The 23,098-nt window shown below is 39.5% G+C and carries 18 protein-coding genes and 1 pseudogene; 18 read left to right on the plus strand and 1 reads right to left on the minus strand.

Annotation, left to right across the window (positions count from 1 at the left end):
• The first annotated feature begins 89 nt into the window (after positions 1-89).
• The 18 genes and pseudogenes from HMPREF3032_RS02640 to HMPREF3032_RS02720 all read left to right on the plus strand — a co-directional run bounded on the left by HMPREF3032_RS02640 (position 90) and on the right by HMPREF3032_RS02720 (position 21,707).
• Positions 90-893 (plus strand): Rpn family recombination-promoting nuclease/putative transposase, encoded by an 804-nt coding sequence (locus tag HMPREF3032_RS02640; protein WP_062401561.1) that lies wholly within the window; start codon positions 90-92, stop codon positions 891-893.
• Positions 894-1,114: 221 nt separating this feature from the next.
• Complete coding sequence (locus HMPREF3032_RS02645) at positions 1,115-1,936, plus strand: amino acid ABC transporter substrate-binding protein (protein ID WP_062401563.1); 822 nt, start codon at positions 1,115-1,117, stop codon at positions 1,934-1,936.
• Positions 1,937-1,938: 2 nt separating this feature from the next.
• On the plus strand, positions 1,939-2,598 hold the full coding sequence (locus HMPREF3032_RS02650) for an amino acid ABC transporter permease (RefSeq protein ID WP_176782597.1): 660 nt from the start codon (positions 1,939-1,941) through the stop codon (positions 2,596-2,598).
• A gap of 9 nt (positions 2,599-2,607) precedes the next feature.
• Positions 2,608-3,375, plus strand: coding sequence for an amino acid ABC transporter ATP-binding protein (locus HMPREF3032_RS02655; RefSeq protein ID WP_062401565.1), 768 nt, complete (start codon positions 2,608-2,610; stop codon positions 3,373-3,375).
• A gap of 640 nt (positions 3,376-4,015) precedes the next feature.
• Positions 4,016-4,741 (plus strand): annotated as a pseudogene (gene rph / locus HMPREF3032_RS07690) (ribonuclease PH); the annotation flags it as partial.
• The gene (locus tag HMPREF3032_RS07695; protein ID WP_231723404.1) at positions 4,733-5,353 is read left to right on the plus strand and encodes an XTP/dITP diphosphatase; all 621 of its coding nucleotides are present in this window, start codon (positions 4,733-4,735) and stop codon (positions 5,351-5,353) included. The pseudogene rph and the gene HMPREF3032_RS07695, both read left to right, overlap by 9 nt.
• A gap of 99 nt (positions 5,354-5,452) precedes the next feature.
• Positions 5,453-6,241, plus strand: coding sequence for an adenosylmethionine decarboxylase (speD, locus tag HMPREF3032_RS02665; protein WP_009353328.1), 789 nt, complete (start codon positions 5,453-5,455; stop codon positions 6,239-6,241).
• An 11-nt stretch (positions 6,242-6,252) separates the two neighbouring features.
• On the plus strand, positions 6,253-7,440 hold the full coding sequence (locus HMPREF3032_RS02670; RefSeq protein WP_062401570.1) for an NAD(P)-dependent malic enzyme: 1,188 nt from the start codon (positions 6,253-6,255) through the stop codon (positions 7,438-7,440).
• 210 nt (positions 7,441-7,650) lie between these two features.
• Positions 7,651-8,319, plus strand: a complete 669-nt coding sequence (locus tag HMPREF3032_RS02675; RefSeq protein ID WP_126940411.1) for a helix-turn-helix transcriptional regulator — start codon at positions 7,651-7,653, stop codon at positions 8,317-8,319.
• Positions 8,297-9,505, plus strand: coding sequence for a diaminopropionate ammonia-lyase (gene dpaL / locus HMPREF3032_RS02680; RefSeq protein WP_062401572.1), 1,209 nt, complete (start codon positions 8,297-8,299; stop codon positions 9,503-9,505). Before HMPREF3032_RS02675 ends, dpaL begins: the two co-directional genes overlap by 23 nt.
• Before the next feature lie 76 nt (positions 9,506-9,581).
• The gene (locus HMPREF3032_RS02685) at positions 9,582-10,889 is read left to right on the plus strand and encodes a YgeY family selenium metabolism-linked hydrolase (RefSeq protein ID WP_062401573.1); all 1,308 of its coding nucleotides are present in this window, start codon (positions 9,582-9,584) and stop codon (positions 10,887-10,889) included.
• A gap of 46 nt (positions 10,890-10,935) precedes the next feature.
• Positions 10,936-12,129, plus strand: coding sequence for a knotted carbamoyltransferase YgeW (ygeW, locus tag HMPREF3032_RS02690; protein WP_062401575.1), 1,194 nt, complete (start codon positions 10,936-10,938; stop codon positions 12,127-12,129).
• A gap of 86 nt (positions 12,130-12,215) precedes the next feature.
• Positions 12,216-13,151, plus strand: coding sequence for a carbamate kinase (gene arcC, locus HMPREF3032_RS02695; RefSeq protein WP_009353343.1), 936 nt, complete (start codon positions 12,216-12,218; stop codon positions 13,149-13,151).
• A gap of 47 nt (positions 13,152-13,198) precedes the next feature.
• Complete coding sequence (gene ssnA / locus HMPREF3032_RS02700) at positions 13,199-14,527, plus strand: putative aminohydrolase SsnA (protein WP_062401577.1); 1,329 nt, start codon at positions 13,199-13,201, stop codon at positions 14,525-14,527.
• Positions 14,528-14,553: 26 nt separating this feature from the next.
• On the plus strand, positions 14,554-16,254 hold the full coding sequence (locus HMPREF3032_RS02705) for a hypothetical protein (RefSeq protein WP_062401580.1): 1,701 nt from the start codon (positions 14,554-14,556) through the stop codon (positions 16,252-16,254).
• Positions 16,255-16,285: 31 nt separating this feature from the next.
• Positions 16,286-17,587, plus strand: coding sequence for a dihydropyrimidinase (hydA, locus tag HMPREF3032_RS02710; protein WP_231723400.1), 1,302 nt, complete (start codon positions 16,286-16,288; stop codon positions 17,585-17,587).
• An 18-nt stretch (positions 17,588-17,605) separates the two neighbouring features.
• Positions 17,606-20,155, plus strand: coding sequence for a selenium-dependent xanthine dehydrogenase (xdh, locus tag HMPREF3032_RS02715; RefSeq protein WP_062401584.1), 2,550 nt, complete (start codon positions 17,606-17,608; stop codon positions 20,153-20,155).
• Between the two features lie 151 nt (positions 20,156-20,306).
• On the plus strand, positions 20,307-21,707 hold the full coding sequence (locus tag HMPREF3032_RS02720; RefSeq protein WP_009353298.1) for a nucleobase:cation symporter-2 family protein: 1,401 nt from the start codon (positions 20,307-20,309) through the stop codon (positions 21,705-21,707).
• Between the two features lie 132 nt (positions 21,708-21,839).
• Here HMPREF3032_RS02720 and HMPREF3032_RS02725 read toward each other — a convergent pair whose 3' ends face one another.
• Positions 21,840-23,003, minus strand: a complete 1,164-nt coding sequence (locus HMPREF3032_RS02725; protein ID WP_062401589.1) for an aminotransferase class V-fold PLP-dependent enzyme — start codon at positions 23,001-23,003, stop codon at positions 21,840-21,842.
• Positions 23,004-23,098: the final 95 nt, after the last annotated feature.

The raw sequence follows: 23,098 nt of genomic DNA on the forward strand, positions 1-23,098 counted from the left end.
GAGAAGTGCAACTATATGGTGGAGGTATATCTACCGACCTAGCACGTAATTGTGGTATAATTTTGGTAAGAATGAAAGCGAGGCGTTGTATGCGTATTAAATCATTCGATGAACTGACCATTCAGGACAATTTTATCTTTCAAAAGGTCATGCTAAAGAAACCCATTTGTAAGGCAGTATTGGAACGGTTGCTGGATATTTCTATCGAGGATATCGTTTACATTCAAGAGGAGAAAACTCTGGATGTAAGCTTGGAAACGAAAAGTATTCGTTTAGATGTCTATGTGAATGACGATAGAGGAACTGTATTCAATATCGAGATGCAAACCAGCAAGGATATGGAAGAATTGGTAAAGCGCACACGCTTTTACCAAAGTATTTTGGATATGTATCATTTACAAAAAGGGCAGAAGTACATGACATTGAATGATTCGTATATTATTTTTATTTGTACATTTCCTGTGTTTACTGGAAATCGTCATAAGTACACATTCAAAAATGTTTGTATGGAAGAACATGATATTCTGTTGAATGATGGGGCTACAAAATTGTTTTTAAGTACCAAGGGTAAAATGGATGATATTTCAAAACCGTTGCAACGGTTCTTGGATTACGTAGATGGTCATACTGCATCGGATGAGTTACTAAGAGATATTGAAAGTGCCGTAGATGAAGCAAAACATTGTGAGGCTTGGAGGGAGGAATATTCAATGCTATCAATGGATCATTATACATATTGGAAAGAAGGCGTGGCTGAAGGTCGGGCAGAAGGTAAAGCTGAGGTTGTCATTCAGATGTTGCGTAAGCATTTGTCCTTAGAAATGATTGCAGAAGTCACTAACTTTACTGTAGAAGAAGTAAAGGCTATTGCGAAAGAGCATGCATTGATATAAAACATATTAGTTAAAGAGCAAATCAGCGATATAGTGAGTACATAACTTGCTATATCGCTTTTTGTTTTGATAGTTAGTTGTTGGAGGGGCGTTGTCAGTATAAATTACTTTCATAATACGTGATAAAGTTTTTGCAATTTATCTCTTTACAACTTTAATTAACTAAAGTATAATGTAATCATGAAATAGAGATTACATATCTGTAGAGAGGAGAAAGTACTATGAATTGGTTACAAAAGTGTTCTAAAACGGTATTAGCGGCGGCTAGTACATTGGTAATTGTGGGGTTAGTAGCAGGTTGTGGAGCATCTACGAAGCAGGCGAACACAGAGGTGCCGAAGAAAATTGTCATCGGTTTAGATGATAACTTCCCTCCTATGGGATTTAAAGATGAAAAAGGTGAACTCGTAGGTTTTGATATCGATCTTGCGAAAGAAGTGGCAAAGCGTATTGGTTCTGAAGTGGAATTTAAATCCATCGATTGGGATAGTAAAGAAGCAGAACTAAAATCTAAACGTATTGATGTGTTGTGGAATGGTTTAACCATTACGAAGGAACGGGAGCGCAATATTTTGTTCTCTAAACCATATCTTCGTGGGGACCAAATCATTGCTGTGAAATCTGATGCTGGTATTGCTGATAAATCCCAACTCGATGGCAAACGAGTAGGAGTTCAATCAGGTTCTACTGGTTTAGAAGCAGTAAAAAATGATCCACAATCTAAAAACTTTAAAGAAATCAAAGAATATGGCGATTATGTGAATGCTTTCATGGATCTAGAATTAGGCCGTATTGATGCGGTTGTGGTGGATGAAATGGTAGGCCGTTATTTAATCGGCAAAAAAGGTAACAATGTGTTCACCGTAGCTACAGGCTCCTTCGCCAGTGAAAAAGTGGGTGTAGGTATGCGCAAGGAAGAGGAAGCGTTGAAAGCAAAAGTTGACGCTGCGTTACAAGAAGTGATGAATGATGGTACGGCTGACAAATTGGCACAAAAATGGTTTGGCGACACATCTATCTTGACGAAAGAGGAGTATAAATAAACATGGACGTATTGGAGTATATGTTACAAATAGTTCCGGCTATTGCTGGCGGATTCCAAGTGACCTTGTCCTTGTTCTTCATTGTCATCATCTTGTCAGTGCCAGGAGGATTGCTCTTGGCACTGCTCCGATTGAGTACAAACCGATTGGTGACGACGATTGTGGATGCTTACGTATATGTGATGCGTGGCACACCGTTAATGCTACAAATTTTGCTCATCTATTATGGTTTGCCATTTATGATTGATGGCTTTGAACTCACAGATATGACGGCGGCGGTACTGTCCTTCGTGTTGAATTACATTGCCTACTTATGTGAAATTTTCCGTAGTGGCATTCAATCCATTCCAAAAGGGCAGTATGAAGGAGCGAAGGTATTAGGCTTTACCTATGTGCAGACGATGTACAAAATCATTTTGCCACAGGTCATCAAACGTGTATTGCCACCATTGGCAAATGAAACGATTACACTGCTGAAAGATACATCCTTGGTGTATGTCTTAGCTATGAATGATATCTTGCGCATTACACGCAGCATTGTGCAACGTGATTTTGACATTACAGCTTTCATCGTAGCTGGTGTATTCTACTTGGCTATGACATTTGTGTTGACGAAACTGTATCAATATTTAGAACGCCGCATGGCGATTTACGAAGATTAGGAGGAAACCATGGCTTTCATAGACATGTTACATATTGAAAAGAGCTTTGGCTCGGTGGCGGTCTTACAAGACGTGTCACTATCCATGGAACGTGGCGAAGTGGTGTCCATCATCGGTCCCTCTGGATCGGGCAAATCCACCTTTCTTCGTTGCTTGGGACAACTAGAAACCATACAAAAAGGAACAATCAGGGTCGATGGGGCGACCTTGGTGGACACACCGGCGAACACAGGCGCAGCGGTTTATGTTGGGAAAGAAGAACAGCAACAAATTTTGCTGAAAATGGGGATGGTATTCCAATCCTTTAACCTATTCCCACATATGACCGTCCTAGAAAATATCATGGTCGCACCTCGCATGGTGAAAGGAATGAAAGAGGTAGATATATTACCTATGGCTCAGTCCTTGCTAGAAAAAGTAGGTCTCTGGGATAAACGAGATGTATATCCTAGCACCTTGTCAGGGGGGCAAAAACAACGGGTTGCTATTGCTAGAGCATTAGCGATGAAACCAGAAATCATGCTCTTCGATGAACCTACATCAGCCTTGGATCCAGAGTTTACCAGTGAAGTATTGCGGACCATCAAAGAGCTAGCCGAAGAAGATATGACCATGATCATCGTCACCCATGAAATGGCATTCGCTCGTGAAGTAGCAGACAGAGTCATCTTCATGGCAGACGGCAAAATACAAGAAGAAGGAACCCCAGAACAGGTCTTTGGGAATCCACAAAACCCAAGAACACAAGCGTTCCTAAACTCCATGCTGCGAGTATAAAAACAATATATCGAACTTGAATTACCGTACGGGGCACCGGCTGCAAACAATACTCTATAATAGTTGTAGCCAGGTGCGCCGTATTTTTGCGTACAACTATACTTTATGCCTATACGTATTTCTGCGGAGATAAGCATAATCTATTCCCTTGAGGATACCCATACATAGGGGCATACATATAATTAGTAGGAGATATAGGAGCTATCAACAGGATGGACATCTGTCATATCATTTTGCTTTATATGCATCGGCAAAGAGATAGCAAAAGACCTATCTTCCTCTCCCCGTGAGGATCCCCATCACATAACGATGATGATATACAATCTTATAGACAGATTCAACATAGATGATTGTCTTTGACTAATGGAGGTATGAGGTCTGGAGAGATAAGTAAGTAGGCTAGTTTTGCTATATAAGATAAAGGTTGAGAAGAATGCGGTATGCTCCGCAGCAAACATTACGAAGTGCCGTTTGTGAGGAAGCATACCGCATTCTGACTGAGAAGTAAAGGAAACCATAGCCTACTTACTCAGGATAAAGTGCCCTCGTCAAAGGCGAACATAAATTGCCAATCCGCCATGAGATTGTGTATAATAAGAGGTATGTATAATCCGATTGTAATGGGAAATGAGGAATGACGATGCGAATTGATGGTCGTAGTTTAAAAGAAATACGCCCTGTGAAAATTACTAGGCATTACACTGCCTATGCAGAGGGATCTGTACTAATTGAATGTGGCAATACAAAAGTCCTTTGTACGGCTAGCGTTGAGGATCGCGTTCCCCGCTTTTTGAAAGGAACTGGCACAGGCTGGGTGACAGCAGAATATTCCTTGTTACCACGAGCTACACATACTCGTGTACCTAGAGAGGCAGCAAAAGGTAAACAGACAGGTCGCACCGTGGAAATCCAACGTTTGATTGGTCGTGCCTTGCGAGCTGTTGTAGACTTAGAAGCTTTAGGCGAAGTATCGATTACGGTAGACTGTGATGTACTACAAGCTGATGGTGGCACTCGCACAGCTTCTATTACAGGGGCTTTTGTGGCTTTAGTAGATGCTATCTATTCTATGTACGATGGATATGGTAAGTTTCCTGTAACGGACTATTTAGCAGCTATTTCTATGGGAATCGGTGAAGATGGTCCTATGCTAGACTTGTGCTATGAAGAAGATAGTGCAGCCATTGTGGATATGAATGTGGTTTGTACCGGTAAAGGCCAATTAGTAGAAGTGCAAGGAACAGGTGAACATGGGACTTTCACAAGAGATGAGTTGAATAGCCTATTAGATTTAGGTGAAGCTGGTACACAACAACTAATGGCGGTACAACGTGAAGCATTAGGTGAAATTGGTAACATGGTGGGTCACGAAAATGCACCGAAAGCAGTGGTATTAGCCACACGGAATAAAGGAAAAATTCGAGAGTTTACCGCAGCCTTTGAAGAATTAGGCTTTGAAGTGCGTACGATAGATGACGTTGTAGATATTGACGAACCAGAAGAAATTGGCACTACCTTTATGGAAAATGCAGAACTGAAGGCTTTATACTATGCAGAGGCTTGTGGTTTGCCTTGTGTGGCAGATGATTCTGGCTTAGAAGTAGATGCCTTAGGCGGTGCACCAGGTGTATATTCTGCGCGCTATGCAGGACTGCATCGCAGTGATGAAGATAATAATCGACGATTAGTAGCGGAATTGGTGGATGTTACTCCAAGTGATAGAACAGCACGTTATCAATGTGCTCTTGTATGGGCTACACCGGATGGACAATGTGTTCGAGCTACAGGCACTTGTGAAGGACTTATTCAGTTAAGCCCAATGGGAAAAGGTGGATTCGGTTACGATCCATACTTTTACATTCCAAAATTAAAAACGACGATGGCCAATATTTCTATGGAACAAAAGCAAGCTATTAGCCATCGAGGTAAGGCGCTACGGGCATTGGTGGAGCAATTGCGACACACTATAATTAAGTAATTAATAAAAAAATGAAAATTTTATATCGAAAGTCTTGAATATATTTATTTAATTCGATATAATAATGGTAGGTATTATAAGGAAGGCAGATATTAAGTTATGGATACATCTGTAAAATCAAATAAAATGAAACTCTATGGGTTTAACAATTTAACGAAAACCTTGAGTTTTAATATTTATGATATTTGTTATACGCGTACAGAAGAAGAAAAACGCCAATATATTGAATACATTGACGAAGTTTACAATGCACAGCGCCTGACTGATATTTTAACAGAGGTTTCACATATTATCGGAGCCAATGTGTTGAATGTGGCAAAGCAAGACTATGATCCACAAGGAGCAAGTGTAACTATCCTGATTTCGGAAGAACCTGTTGATAAAGTAGATAAAGATGATGTGGTAATGCATCTCGATAAATCTCACTTGACGGTTCATACCTACCCTGAAAGTCATCCAGACAATGGAGTCAGTACATTCCGTGCAGATATCGACGTGTCCACATGTGGTCAAATCTCTCCGCTCAACGCATTAAACTATCTTATCGATAGTTTTGATTCTGATATCATCAGCTTAGATTATAGAGTGCGTGGATTCACTCGTGATATTCATGGTAAAAAATTATTCATGGATCATCGCATGAACTCCATTCAAAATTACATTAACTCTAAAACACGTAATCTCTACAATATGATCGATGTGAATGTGTATCAAGAAAATATTTTCCATACCAAAATGATGCTGAAAGAGTACGACATTAATAATTATTTGTTTGGTATTACCGAAGAAGATTTGACGCTAAAAGAGCGCAAACAAATTAACCAACAACTCAAACAAGAGATGGCGGAAATATTCTACGGTAGAAACTTACCATCATTGAAAATCTAGGAGGTTTTCCCATGGACGTAAAACAAGAGGCAATTGAAAAACGCTTGGAACTAAAAGGTTTCTTGCAAACTGGAACAAAATACGAATTAAAAGATGCTCATGACTTAACGGTAGCATACACTCCAGGTGTAGCAGAGCCATGCCTTCATATCAAAGAAGATGAAGACAAATCCTTCGACTTAACGTGTCGTTCTAATATGGTAGCCGTTGTATCTGACGGTACTCGCGTATTGGGTTTAGGTGATATCGGAGCAGCTGCTGCGATTCCAGTTATGGAAGGTAAATCCCTATTGTTTAAACGCTTTGGTAATGTAGATTGCATTCCTTTGGTGATTGATACAAAAGATCCAGACGTGTTAATTAATACTGTAAAATTAGTGCAAAAAAACTTTGCTGGCATTAACTTAGAAGATATTTCTTCTCCTAAATGCTACGAAATCGAAAATCGCTTGAAAAAAGAGTTAGAAATCCCTGTATTCCATGATGATCAACATGGTACAGCTATCGCTTGCTTAGCAGGTGTAAAAGCAGCCCTTCGCTTTGTGAAAAAAGATTTATCCAAAGTTAAAATCGTTGTAAACGGTGCTGGTGCAGCGGGTGCTAATATTGCTCGTCTATTATACTTAGCAGGCGCTCGTAACATTACATTAATGGTAAGCTCCGGTGTATTGAACAAAGACTACAAACGTCTTGATTCTTTACAAGCTGAGTTGATCAAAACATTGGGTCAAGAAACAAAAACTGGCAACTTAGCAGAGATTGCAAAAGGCGCTGACGTATTGTTAGGTGTATCTGCTGCTGGTGCTTTCACAAAAGAAATTTTGGAAAGCTTAGCGGAAGATGCTATTGTATTTGCTATGGCTAACCCAGTTCCAGAAGTTATGTACGAAGAAGCGAAAGCAGCTGGCGTACGTGTTATGGGTACAGGTCGTAGTGATGCGCCTAACCAAATCAATAATGTGAATGTATTCCCTGGCATCTTCCGTGGAGCCATCGATGTACAAGCACGTGAAATTAATGATGAAATGAAATTAGCAGCCGCTGAAGCATTAGCAGCTCTTGTAACCGATGAAGAATTAGCAGAAGACTACGTAGTAGCCAATGCATTCGATAAACGTGTTCCATTAGCAGTGGCAAAAGCAGTAGCTGAAACAGCAATCAAAACGGGTGTAGCTCGTAAAACAGAAGTTCCTTACTAAGAATAGGAATTGATATATAGTATAGAGGTAGGTTGAGTGTAGACTCAATCTACCTCTATCTTTTTTTATTTTGTTTATAGATGACATCTAACAAAAAATTAGAAAACCTAAAAAATATTTAGAAAAAGTATTGAATTATGAATATGACGGTGCTATAATAAGGGCATACCTAATAAATTGTTAGATAGCCTAAAAAATAGTTAGGAGACAATTATGAAATTAGAACAATTAAAGGTAATTGCGCATGGTATTGCGACACAATTTGGAGCTTCATGTGAAGTGTTGATTCACGACGTGCAAATAGAGACATTAGAGAGTTCTATTGTGTATATTGAGCATGGAGATATTTCTAACCGAGATGTAGGTGATGGCGCCTCGCATGCAGTACTAGATGCGATACGAAATGACGATGGTCAGTGTCAGGGTAAACAAGCTTATCTCACACGGACCAAAGATGGAAGAGTTCTTCGATCGACGACGATGTATATACGTGATGATAATGATAAATTACAGTATTTATTGTGTATCAATTATGATATTACTGATTTTATTACATTGCAAAACTCTTTAGATCGGATTATTACATCCAGTAATCATGCGTGGGAAACAAAAGGTGAACGAATTGTTACATCTGTTAGCGATTTGTTGAGCGATATGTTATCTCAAGCTGAAAAAGTAGTAGGGCGACCAGCACATTTAATGAATAAGAATGAGCGCTTGGAAGCAATACGATATTTATATTGCCAGGGCGCTTTTTTGATTTCAAAGGCATCTGATAAAATATCGGAATATTTCAACGTTTCTAAATTTACTTTATATAATGATTTGAACCAAGTAAAAGAGGAGGAAGAGTTACATGGAACGAATTCAATGGGTTAAGAACACTATGCCCGCTTCAGAGGATTTGAACACCTGTGCAATGAATGTAAAAGAAAGTGAAGGTGTGCGCGAGTTTCATAAGAGTTTCCCGCAATATCAAGAAACACCACTTACTGAATTACCACACATGGCAGAACACTTAGGATTAGGCCGTTTATTCATTAAAGATGAATCCTATCGTTTCGGTTTAAATGCATTCAAAGTGTTAGGCGGTTCTTATGCAATTGCGAAATTCATTGCTAAAGAAACAGGTAAACAAGTATCTGATTTGCCATATGACATCTTGACATCAAAAGAATTGCGTGATGAGTTTGGACAAGCTACATTCTTCACAGCTACTGATGGAAACCATGGTCGTGGTGTTGCTTGGGCAGCAAATAAACTAGGTCAAAAATCAGTGGTATTTATGCCAAAAGGTTCCACAGAAACTCGTAAACAAAATATTGCAGCAGAAGGTGCTACAGTAACTATCGAAGAAATGAACTATGATGACTGTGTACGCTTAGCTACAGCAGAATCCAAAAAAGTAGATCATGGTGTTGTTATCCAAGATACAGCTTGGGATGGTTATGAAGAAATTCCTACATGGATCATGCAAGGCTACGGTACAATGGCTCTAGAAGCTACTGAACAATTAGAAAAAGCTGGCGTAGATGTACCTACACACGTAATTGTACAAGCAGGGGTTGGTTCCTTAGCTGGTGCTGTTACTGGTTATGTGGTAAATCGTTATAAAGATGCACCTGTGAAACCTAAAATTGTAGTAGTAGAAGCATCTGCAGCGGATTGCTTATACAAAGGTGCTAAAGCAGGCGATGGCGATTTACGTATCGTAGGCGGCGACTTACAAACAATCATGGCAGGACTCGCTTGTGGTGAACCAAATACGATTTCTTGGGATATTTTGAAAAACCATGTGGATGTATTTGTATCTGCACCAGATTGGGTAGCATCCTTAGGTATGAGAATGTCTGCAGCACCAATCAAAGGCGATGCAAGCATTATCTCTGGAGAATCTGGAGCTGTTCCATTTGGTTTAGTAGCAGCTGCTATGACTATGGAAGAATATAAAGATTTGAAAGAAGAATTAGGACTTACTAAAGATTCTAAAGTACTTTGCTTCTCCACAGAAGGAGACACTGACCCAACACGTTATCAAGAAATTGTGTGGCAAGGAAAATTTTAATCTAACTATTTAAGTCATATACAGTTAATTTTAACTTTAACGTATACGTATATGTGTGTTTAAGGAGGAAATGGTAATGGATTTACAAGCAGTAAAAAAAGCAGCAGAAGCTTATGGACCAGCGATGACAAAATTTTTAAGAGAAATCGTTGCATTCCCTGGTGAAAGTGCGGAAGAAGAACAACACGTTCGCCGCATTGAAAAAGAAATGAAAGACTTAGGATTCGATGAAGTAGAAGTGGATCCTATGGGTAACATTCTTGGATATATGGGAACTGGTAAAACATTGATTGCTTTTGACGGACATATTGATACTGTAGGTATTGGTAACCGTGACAACTGGAACTTTGATCCATATGAGGGGTTTGAAAGCGACACTGAAATCGGTGGCCGTGGTGTATCTGACCAATTAGGTGGTATCGTATCCGCAGTATACGGTGCAAAAATCATGAAAGACTTAGGTTTATTGAATGATAAATACCGTGTATTAGTAGTTGGTACAGTACAAGAAGAAGATTGCGACGGATTGTGCTGGGAATACATTATTAAAGAACGTGGCATTCGTCCAGAATTCGTAGTATCCACAGAACCAACTGATGGCGGTATCTATCGCGGTCAACGTGGTCGTATGGAAATCCGTATCGATGTAGAAGGCGTATCTTGCCATGGTTCTGCACCAGATCGCGGTGACAATGCAATCTATAAAATGGCTGACATTTTACAAGATGTTCGTGCATTAAATGCAAACAATTCTACAGAGACTACTCGTGTTCGTGGCTTAGAAAAAATGTTGGATCCAAAATTCAACCCTGACCATTATGAAGAAGCTCGTTTCTTGGGCCGTGGCACAGTAACAACTTCCCAAATTTTCTACACATCCCCAAGCCGTTGTGCAGTAGCAGACTCTTGCGCAGTATCTCTTGACCGTCGTATGACAGCAGGTGAAACATGGCAAAGTTGCTTAAAAGAAATAGAAGATTTACCAGCTGTACAAAAATACGGTGCAAAAGTATCCATGTACGAATATGCTCGTCCATCCTGGACTGGTTTAACTTATCCAATCGAATGCTACTTCCCAACATGGGTAATTCCTAAAGATCATAAAGTAACAAAAGCATTGGAAGAATCTTACATCTCCTTATACGGTACAGAACGTATTGGTGCAGAAGTTACATTGGCAGAACGTAAAGCTCGCCCATTAACTGATAAATGGACATTCTCTACAAATGGCGTATCCATCATGGGACGTAATGGTATTCCTTGTATTGGTTTCGGCCCTGGTGCAGAAGCACAAGCACATGCTCCTAACGAAATCACATGGAAACAAGACCTTGTAACATGTGCAGCAGTATATGCAATCTTACCTACAAACTATTGCAAATAATAGTTTACATTTTATAAAGCTATAAATTATTAATGAGGTGCAAAAAATGGCAGATTTCAAAAAATGTGTAGACGCATTAGCTAAGTTAGACACAAAAAACATGTACAACAATGACTTCTTCTTGACTTGGGAAAAAACAGACGACGAATTACAAGCTGTTTGGGCTGTAGCTGATGCATTACGTGCATTGCGTGAGCGCAATATCTCTACAAAAGTATTCGACAGTGGTTTAGGTATCTCCTTATTCCGTGATAACTCCACTCGTACTCGTTTCTCCTTCGCATCTGCTTGTAACTTATTAGGTTTAGAAGTACAAGACTTAGATGAAGGAAAATCTCAAATCGCTCATGGCGAAACTGTACGTGAAACAGCTAACATGATCTCCTTCATGGCTGACATCATCGGTATCCGTGATGATATGTATATCGGTAAAGGTAATGCATACATGCATGCAGTAGCTGATGCAGTAGAAGAAGGCCATAAAGACGGCGTATTAGAACAACGTCCTACATTGGTAAACTTACAATGTGATATTGACCATCCAACACAATTGATGGCTGATACGGCTCACCTTATCAATGAATTTGGTGGACTTGAAAACTTAAAAGGTAAAAAAGTAGCTATGACTTGGGCATACTCCCCATCCTATGGTAAACCGCTTTCCGTACCACAAGGTGCTATCGGTTTATTCACTCGTTTAGGTATGGAAGTTGTATTAGCGCATCCAGAAGGATACGAAGTAATGCCAGAAGTTGAAGAAGTTGCTAAAAAACAAGCACAAGCTAGTGGCGGATCTTTCAAACGTACAAACGACATGAAAGAAGCTTTCAAAGATGCTGATATCGTATATCCTAAATCCTGGGCACCTTTCGCTGCAATGGAAGAAAGAACTGACTTATATGGCAAAGGCGATACAGCAGGCATTAAAGAATTAGAAGGTCGTTTATTAGAACAAAATGCACAACATAAAGATTGGGCTTGCACAGAAGATATGATGAGTCTTACAAAAGACGGCAAAGCATTATACTTACATTGCTTACCAGCTGATATCACTGGCTTAAGCTGTGAAGAAGGTGAAGTTGACGCATCCGTATTTGATCGTTATCGTGTACCTCTTTACAAAGAAGCAAGCTATAAACCATATGTAATTGCTGCTATGATTTTATTAAGCAAATTTGAAAATCCAGTAGAATTATTAAAAGAGCTAGAAGAAAAGGGAACAGAAAGAGTTCTCCGCTAAGAGCAAAGGGGCTGTCTGTTCAGACAGTCCCTTATTTTAATCCCTACAAAGTAGTTAGGAATATATACACCATAGAGAGGTACCCTATGAAAAAACGTGTTGTTATCGCTTTAGGGGGCAATGCCCTAGGCAATACATTACCAGAACAAATGATTGCGGTGAAAGAAACATCGAAAGCAATCGTAGATTTAATTGAAGCAGATTGTGATGTGATCGTTACTCATGGTAATGGCCCTCAAATCGGTATGATCAATAATGCTATGGCTGCATTAACTAGAGAAGTAGAAGGTCAACCTAATACTCCGTTGTCTGTATGCGTAGCCATGAGCCAAGCGTATATCGGATATGATTTACAAAATGCATTGCGTGAAGAGTTGTTGAACAGAGGTATTACAGATCTACCTGTGACAACAATGGTTACACAAGTTCGTGTAGATGCAGATGATCCAGCGTTCTTAGATCCAACAAAACCAATTGGCCACTTTATGACAAAAGAAGAAGCTGTACATGCAGTGAACCAATATGATTATGTGGTAAAAGAAGATGCAGGTCGTGGCTATCGCCGTGTAGTAGCATCTCCAGCGCCAAAAGAAATCATTGAATTACAAGCTATCAAAGGCTTAATCGGTCATGAATTAGTAATCGCTTGCGGTGGTGGCGGTATCCCTGTAGTTCGTGAAGGCAATCATTTAACAGGTGCATCTGCAGTTATTGATAAAGACTGGACTAGTAGCTTACTAGCACAAGAAGTTGACGCAGATGTATTGATTATCTTAACAGCTATTGAAAAAGCAGCGATTAATTATGGTAAAGAAAACCAACAATGGTTAGAACATATTACAGTAGAAGAAGCGCAAAAACATATCGACAATGGTGAATTTGCAGCAGGCTCTATGAAACCAAAAATGGAAGCAGCTGTAGCTTTTGCTAAATCTAAAGCAGGTAGAAAAGCAATTATCACACAACTAGAAAAATCTAGAGAAGGTATTGAAGGAAAAACAGGCACTCACATCGAATTATAATAGTAGTATTTCATTGAATACTGTTTTTCATAGAAAGGAGCCTATCTATGATTTTATTAGGAAAAGGAACTGTCGTTACACGCAATCCATTACAACCGATTATTGAAGACGGTGGCGTATTAATGGATGGCACTAAAATTGTGGCAGTAGACTCATACGAAACATTGCGCAAACAATATCCAAAAGCATATCGAGTAAACGCTCATGGGCGCTTGATTATGCCTGGTTTTGTGAACGCTCATCACCATATTTATTCTGCCTTAGCCCGCGGATTATATATCCCTGGTAACAACCCAACAAATTTTAAAGAAATTTTAGATGGATTGTGGTTCTACCTAGATAAACGTCTTGCTAAAGAAGACGTGTGGGCAAGTGCTATTGTGACCTATATGGCATGTATCGAAAATGGTGTGACTTCCATATTTGACCATCATGCAAGTTATGGGGAAACAGAAGGCAGCCTATCTGTTATTAGCGAAGTTGCTCAAGACTTTGGCGTTCGTTCTTGCTTGTGCTATGAAGTAAGTGATCGGAATGGCCAAGAGGAAATGGAGAAAGCTGTAGCAGAAAACGTACGCTTTGGTAAAGAAGCAAAAGAAAACCCTGAAACACTCGCAGCGATGATGGGGTTACATGCATCTTTCACATTGAGTAAAGATACATTGGCTTATGTTCGTGAACAAAACGTAGACAATTTGGGATATCACATCCATGTAGCAGAAGGTACTACAGATCAAGAAGATAGCCAAGAAAAATATGGTATGCGCGCAGTGCATCGCTTGCATGAAGATGGCATCCTAGGACCAAAAACGATTGCTGGACATTGTATTCATGTAGATGATAGTGAAGTGAAGGTATTAGCTGAAACTGGCACCATGGTGGCTCATAATCCAGAAAGTAATATGGGTAATGCGGTAGGAGCACCAAATGTATTAAAACTTATGGAAGCAGGTATTCCAGTGGGTCTTGGTACAGATGGATATACTAGCGATATGTTAGAATCCTACAAAGTAGCAAATTGTTTAGTGAAACATAACATGCAACATCCAAATGTTGGTTGGACTGAAATTCCACATATGTTATTCAATACTAACCCAGCAATGATTGAAAAATTCTTCCTTGTAAAAGTTGGTACCTTGACACCGGGGGCAGAAGCAGATGTAATTGTTTTAGATTATATTCCTAGAACAGATTTACATGCTGATAATATTAATGGTCATTTACTATTTGGCCTAAATGGTCTTAATGTAATTACAACTATTTCTGGTGGTAAGGTACGTATGCTAGATCGTCAATTATGTGGCATGAATAAAGAAGAATTGCTACGAGAAGTACGACAAATTTCCCATCGTTTATGGAAACGATTAGTCCCATAATACACTTTCAGTAAGGAGTGAATACTATGAGCGATATCATGTATCCGGTAAGTTTCGGACATTTAATGAACCATATTCTAACAGAATATGCTACCCACAATCGAGTATATAATGTGGAGCGCATGCACACAACAGGTACGGATCAACGGTTATCCTTATTTGGTCGTAACCTGGAAAATCCATTAGGCCCTGCAGCAGGTCCACATACTCAATTAGCTCAAAACTTAGTAGCAGCCTATGTTGGGGGTTCCCGATTCTTAGAATTAAAAACAGTACAAATTATGTTCGGTGAAGAATTGGGTATCCCAAGACCATGTATTTATTCAAAAGATGAAGCATACAATGTGGAATGGTCCTCTGAGTACCATTGCCATGCAGCTGCTGATGAATACATTAAAGCATGGTTTGCTATTAAATTAATTAGTAAAGAATGGGGCATCGGCGATCCAGATGGATTCATCTTTATTATGAGTGTTGGCTACAACTTAGCGGGCATTAAAAGTGAAGATGTAGATTCCTATATGGAATGTTTACGTGCAGCACGTACTAAACCAGTTTGGAAAGAATGCGAAGAATGGGCATTAGCTAATGTACATCAATTTAAAAATGTAACAGAAGAGTACATTCGCAATATTGATGACAACATTTGCCAAGGTATTACATTATCCACAATGCACGGCTGTCCTGCAGGCGAAATTGAATCGATTTGTACATATCTAATGAAAGAAAAACATCTAAATTTATATCTAAAATGTAACCCAACATTATTAGGCTATGATCGTGTAAGAGAATTATTAGATCAAGCAGAATTTGGATATATTGATTTTGATGCACATCAATTTGAAGTAGACTTATCTTTTAAAGAAGCAGTGCCAATGATTGAACGATTGTTGACGATTGCAGAAGAAGAAGGTTTAGTGTTCGGTGTGAAACTGACAAATACATTCCCTGTTTCGATTCACGAGAAAGAATTACCAGGTGAGCAAATGTATATGTCTGGTAAATCCTTATTACCATTATCCATTGGTGTGGCTCAATTATTGAGCGAAACATTTGGCGAACGCTTACCAATGTCTTATAGCGGTGGTGCAGATGCGAAAAATATTGCAGCTTTATTCCGCACAGGTATTTGGCCAATCACAGTATGTACAACCTTATTACAAGGTTTAGGTTATAACCAATTGGATAACTTGGCTAAATTAGTAGAAGCAGAAGATTACGATACTGCTAAGGTAATTAAACCAACAGAAATCAAATCTTTTGCGGAAGCAATGGGAACAGCTCCAACATACAAAAAATCTGCAGCTGCTAAGAAAAAACGCGAAGAGCAACCAGGTTTCCCAACAGCTCATGACAAAAATCATGAATGCCGTGTCGTATGTGGTACTTGTGTACGTGTATGTCCAAATAGAACGAATGAATGTATTACTGTAGATGGTAAAAAATTAATCATTCATATTGATGAGTCTTGTAATGAATGTGGTAACTGTGCTTGTCATTGCGTACAACCATGCTTCCCATATAAAGATAAATTGACATATTTTATTGATGAAGAACGCTTATTAGCAAGCGATAATGACGGCTTTTATATTCAAGGTAAGGAATGCGGATATCGCTTCCAAGGCGCTACAGGTCGCACAGCGATTGATGCCTTACCAGAGGTGTTGAAAGGAGTTGTGGAAGCGTTCATTAAAGAACTTCCATATTATATCTATGATACTCATTGAACAAGGATATCTTGTACTCCCAACGGGAGTCATGCAAGGGACGATAGCAATTGAAAACGATACAATTGTAGAGGTAGCTCCTCATATTGAGGCAAAACCAGGAGATGTACGAATCGATGCAAAAGGGCGCTATGTGTTGCCTGGAGGAATCGATACACATACCCATTTTGAAATGACCAACGCTTTTGCCACCACGGCAGACGATTTTGAAAGTGGTACAAAAGCAGCCATTATGGGGGGGACTACGACGATTATTAATTTTGCATCGCCTTTTGAAGAATCTTTGTTAGAAGGTTTGCGACGCGATAAGAAACGGGCGGAAGGACGTTGCTCTTGTGACTATAAATTTCATATGGAAATTTTGAATATGAATGAGCAAGTAGCAGCGGAAATTCCTAAGGTCGTTGAAGAAGGCGTCGCATCCTTCAAAGTATATATGGCCTACAGCTTTAGTATTGACGATCGGTCAATTTATGAAGCAATCAAAGCAATCGCCCCAACCGGTGCGTTGGTGGCAGCCCACTGTGAGAATGGAGCGATGATTGCAGCTAAGGTACAGGAAATGAGAGAGGAAGGAGATACAGAAGCAAAGTATCATCCGCTTTCAAAACCAGATACCATAGAAGCAGAAGCAATGCATCGTTTCATTCGACTAGGGGAATTAGCAGATTATCCAGTACATATTGTACATGTGAGCTCTGCAGCAGGATTAGATGTGATTGAGGAACGCAGAAAGAATGGGGCAAAAGTGACCTGTGAAACCTGTCCTCAATACTTATTACTGACAGATGAATTGTATAATCAGCCGGATGGAAAAGGATTGAGATATATCTTAAGTCCACCTCTTAGAAAACAAAGAGATGTGGAGATTTTGCAAGCAGCGGTAGAACGTGGAGTTTTCCAAACTTTATGTACGGATCACTGCAATTATACATTAGCGCAAAAAGCGCAGGGTCTTGGTGACTTTACGAAAACACCAGGTGGTTTGCCAGGTGTAGAAGAGCGGATGATTCTAATGTGGGATATGTTTGTTCATAGTGGACGAATCGACCCTGTAGAATATATGAAATTAACTAGCGAAACACCAGCTAAGTTATATGGATTATATCCAAAAAAAGGAACGTTACAGGTAGGAAGTGATGCGGATATTGTGATACTTTCACCAGATGTAACAGAATGTATGACTTCGGATAAAACTCATAGTCGGTCAGATTATACACCTTATGAAGGAATGACTGTACATGGTCGAATAGATGATGTATTTTTACGTGGGCACCATGTGGTGCAAGATAGAAAATTAGTGGAAGCCTATAAAGGGGAGTTCCAACAATAATTGGAGGGAGGTCTCTGTATGTACCGATTTCAAGTTAACGGTATTTGGCGTGAGGTGGAAGAAGATAAACGACTAATGGATTATCTTCGTGATGACCTACGCTTAACCGGAACAAAGGACGGTTGTAGTGCAGGTGCTTGTGGAGCTTGTACAATTCTCATTGATGGGAAAAAGGTAAAAGCTTGTATAGGTAAAGTTTCACAAATGGAAGGCAAATCAATTATTACCATTGAAGGCCTTACAGAACGTGAAAAAGAAGTGTATGTATATGCTTTTGCGGAATGTGGAGCTGTACAATGTGGTTTCTGTATTCCGGGCATGATTATCAGTGCTAAAGCATTATTGGATACTACATTAGAACCTACAAGGGCAGATGTTCAAAAAGCTTTATTGGGAAATATTTGTCGTTGTACAGGATATGTAAAAATTGAAGATGCTATTTTATTAGCTGCTCGTTTATTTAAAGAGAACGCACCAGTTCCTAAAAATGATGCAGATGGTACTGTAGGATCTCGCTTACATCGTATAGATGCAGCTGAAAAAGCATTGGGTACAGGATTATATGCAGATGACATGGTGGTAGATGGCATGATTTATGCCAAAGCGATTCGTTCTAAATATCCACGTGCTCGTGTTGATGCAATCCATATTGAAGAAGCTTTGGCACATCCTCAATGTGTGACTGTATTAACGGCGAAAGATGTACCTTTCAATAAAACAGGTCATATTGTTCCTGACTGGGATGTTATGATTGCAGAAGGAGATATTACTCGCTATGTAGGTGATGCTATTGCTGTAGTAGCAGTAAAAGAGAAAAAATATTTGCAAGAAGTATGTAATTTGGTAACGGTAGATTATACAGAATTAAAACCTGTATTAACTCCAGAAGAAGCTTTGGCAGAAGATGCACCATTATTACATCCAAATGGAAATATCCTATCTCATCAAGCGTTAAATCGTGGGAATGCTGATGAAGTCATTGCCAATGCGGCTCATGTGGTAACAAGACATTACTCTACACCACAAACAGATCATGCATTTATGGAACCTGAGTGTGCAATTGCTGTGAAAACAGAAGATGGCATACAATTATACACAGGTGGACAAAGTATCTATGATGAGCAACATGAAGTATCTCGTATGTTAGGCTTGGAAGAATCTCAAGTTAAGGTACATAGTATGTTAGTAGGTGGCGGTTTCGGTGGTAAAGAGGATATGAGTGTGCAACATCATGCAGCACTTGTAGCTTGGAAAACTGGACTTCCAACGAAAGTACAATTAACTCGTCAAGAAAGTTTAGATGTACATCCAAAACGTCATGCAATGGAAATGGATATTACTACTGCATGTGATGAAAACGGTAAATTGTTAGCTACAAAAGTTAAAATTGTATCCGACTGTGGTGCTTATGCATCTTTAGGTGGCCCAGTATTACAACGGGCAGGTACACACTCTAGTGGACCATATAACTTTGAACATTTCTCTATGGATGGTATTTGTGTGTATACGAATACTGTACCAGGTGGTGCATTCCGTGGTTTTGGTGTAACACAAACTATATTTGGACAAGAGATCAATATCGACTTACTAGCTAAAGAGGTAGGCATGGACCCTTGGGAATTCCGTTATAAAAATGCGGTTCGCCCTGGTGATTACTTGCCGAATGGACAATTATGTACACCGGATACTGGTATAGCTGAATGCTTAGAGGCAGTCAAAGATGCATACTATGCGAGTGATCGCACAGGTCTTGCGATTTGCTTGAAAAATAGTGGGGTTGGTGTAGGATTGCCAGACACTGGTCGAGTTATTTTAGAAGTTCGTGATGGTAAAGTGCGCATCCGTACATCTGCTGCATGTATTGGTCAAGGTGTAGGTACAGTAGCATCTCAGATTGTATGTGAAGCTACAAAATTGTCACCAGATCAAATTATAGTAGAAGCACCAGATACGGAACGTACGCCAAACTCTGGTACAACTACAGCATCACGACAAACGGTATTTACAGGGGAAGCAACACGTAGAGCGGCTATAAAATTAGCAGAATTGTTAGCCACTAAAACGTTAGCTGAACTTGAAGGAATAGAAGTTTATGAAGAGTTCCTTGGCGTTACGGATCCATTTGATTCGGACAAAGAACATCCTAAGAGTCATGTGGCTTATGGATATGGAGCTTGCGTAGCTACGATTGGAGATGATAACAAAGTAAGTGAACTTCATGTGGCCTATGATGTAGGACGAGTTGTAAACCCACAATCTTGTGAAGGGCAAGTAGAGGGTGGAGCTATCATGGGTATGGGCTATGGTGTAACAGAAGACTTCAAGTACAATGAAGGTAAGGTAGTTACAAAATATGGCACATTAGGCTTGTTAAGAGCTACACAACGTCCAGAAATTAAATGTACATTCATAGAGAAAGGTACACCAGACCAATATGCATATGGTGCTAAAGGTATTGGGGAAATCAGTAGTATCCCAATTGCTCCAGCTATTGCCAATGCATATAATCGTTTGGACGGTATGGAACGTTGTTCTTTACCACTTGAGAAAACTGGATATCGAAAATAATCAGTAAGGGAGAGAGTGTGCTCAGTCTATGAAGTTCGATGTTGTAGCAAGTATGAGAGTACTTGCTACTTCATCAGATGATGTCTAAAATTCAAAACATGATATAAGCATAAGACTAGTATATTCTATTAAGTAATATGAGGTGATTCATATGGCACATCAAATTCAGGGAGTTAATCATGTAGATGGAATGCTACCAATTCCAAAATTGTTTGCTTACGGTTTACAACACGTATTGGCAATGTATGCAGGGGCTGTAGCGGTTCCCATTATCATAGCGCAAGCTATGGGTTTATCAGAGGCGCAGTTGATTCAATTAATTAACGCAGATTTATTTACTTGTGGTATTGCCACTTTGATCCAAACGTTAGGATTTTGGAAAATCGGCGCAAAAATTCCTTTGATTCAAGGGATTACATTTGCTGCGGTATCTCCAATGATTTTAATTGGTCAAGAGCATGGTATGACAAGTATTTACGGGGCCGTTATCGTAGCCGGGATAGTCACATTCTTGATTTCTCATCTATTTAGTCGTTTAATCCGCTTTTTTCCACCTGTAGTTACAGGTACTATTATTACAATTATCGGTATTACATTAATGCCTGTATCCGTTCGTTGGGTAGGGGGAGGTAACCCTAGTTCACCTGAATTTGCGAGTCCAATTAACTTGCTACTGGCTACCTTAACATTGGCAATCGTAGTAGCAGTGTATCGATTTGGTAAAGGATTCTGGAGTAATGTAGCAGTTTTAGTAGGTTTAGTAGTTGGAACATTAGCGTCAATGGCACTGGGTGTAGCTAACTTAGGGGCCGTTGGTCAAGCGGAATGGTTTGCTGTCGTAACACCATTAGCGTTCGGTTGGCCAACATTTGAATTTTCCTCTATTATTTCTATGGTCATTGTTATGCTTGTTGTTATGACAGAGACGACTGGTGACTGTATCGCAATTGGTGAAATCGTTGAGAAACCAATTGGTAAAAAAGAATTGGCTGATTGCTTACGTGCAGATGGTTTTGCAACTATGATTGGTGGATTCTTAAATAGTTTCCCACATACAGCATTTGCGCAAAACGTAGGTCTTGTAGCTGTAACAAACGTAAAAAGCCGTTTCGTAGTAGCTGCTTCTGGTGTTATTTTAGTAGCATTAGGATTATTCCCTAAAATGGCAGCGGTTGTAGCAAGTATTCCTAACCCTGTATTAGGTGGTGCTGGTATTGCTATGTTTGGTATGATTATTGCGAGTGGTATTCGCTCTTTATCTAAAGTACAATTTGATGGTACTTACAATCTTATGATTGTAGCCATCAGTATTGGTGTGAGTATGATTCCGTTAGCAGTACCAAGTTTCTATAATCATTTCCCTGAATGGTTAAAAATTGTTCTTCATAGTGGTATTACATTCGGTAGCTTAATGGCAGTCATTCTTAATGTATTGTTAAATGGCTATGGCAATGAAACGCATGTGGTCCAAAAAACTCGTCGTGAAAAAGCGATTGCTCGTTTGGATAAATGGAAAGCAGAACGTAAAGTTCGTAGAAATCAATCTATTTAATCAAAATACTGTATATGGTTAGACTTAGGTTACATATATAAGTGCTTTCTTTATACAGAAAGTAGCACGAAAATAGGTAAGCACCAATTATATGTATAATTGGTGCTTACTTTATTTTTAATATGTAATATTCTAGCTATAAGGGTGTTTGTGTTGTAATAGATCTAAGCTATTTAATATAGTATCTACTTCATCAGCTGTGTTGTGGTAGCCAAAGGAAAAGCGAACTGTTCCTTTAGGATAGGTACCTAGTACTTGATGAGCAGTAGGAGCGCAGTGCAACCCAACTCTAGTGATAATATGATAATCTTGTTCCAGTTTGTGAGCCAGTTCTGCTGGATCACAATGAGTAGGAGAAATAGAAATCACGGCTGTCCGATTTTGAATGTCGGGAATTCCGTGAATAGTATATTTCGATAATTCTTGCAAACCACATATGAATTGCTTGGTCAAAGACAATTCATGTTGGTAAATACTCTCGATACCTATTGTATTGAGATAGGATAGACTAGCATGGAGACCGAGGATTCCAGGAATATTGGGCGTACCTGGTTCAAAGCGATCGGGAAAGGTAGTGGGAATCTCTAAGGTATGAGAAAAACTACCTGTGCCACCACTTAGTATGGGCTGTATTTGATGAGCTACATCTTTTGTAAGGAGAAAGCCGCCGATACCTTGAGGCCCAAGTAACCCTTTATGACCAGTAAAGCATAGAACGTCGATATTCATATCTTTCATATGGATAGGTAAGATACCAGCTGATTGGGCAGCATCTACGATACATAATAGATTGTGTTCTTTGCAAAAAGCCCCAAGTTCAGCGATAGGTTGTATGGTACCGCATACATTAGAGACATGAGTCACTAGAATAGCCTTTGTAGTAGGTAAGAGAAGTGATTCTAAGGTGGAGGTAATCATTTCACCTTGAGGTGTGCTTGGAATGGTGGAGTAAGAAACACCTTTCATAGATAATTGATGGAGTGGACGCATGACTGCGTTATGCTCTAAGCTGGAGATTAGGAGGTGATCACCAGCGGAAAAAAGACCTTGTAAGACCATATTTAGACTAGTTGTCACATTGGGAGTAAAGATGATGTATTTTGGGCTAGGTCCACCTAATAGTTGCTGTAACTGTTGGCGTGTTTCTAGGATCAAACGTTCCACTTGGTACGCATCTTCGTTAGAGGAGCGATGAACAGAAGCTCCATTAAAGGAAATGTAATCATACATAGCTTGCGCTACAGTTGGCGCTTTCGGGAAAGAGGTACTGCTATTATCTGCATAGATAGACTTCATAATTATAACTCCTTTTAATATGTATATTATATTTAGTATAAAGTAATGCGTGCAAAATATCAATTTGTAGGGACTGAAGTAAACTAGTCGAAGAG

Origin of the sequence: Veillonella sp. DNF00869 (assembly GCF_001553345.1) — a bacterium.
Classification (GTDB): domain Bacteria; phylum Bacillota; class Negativicutes; order Veillonellales; family Veillonellaceae; genus F0422.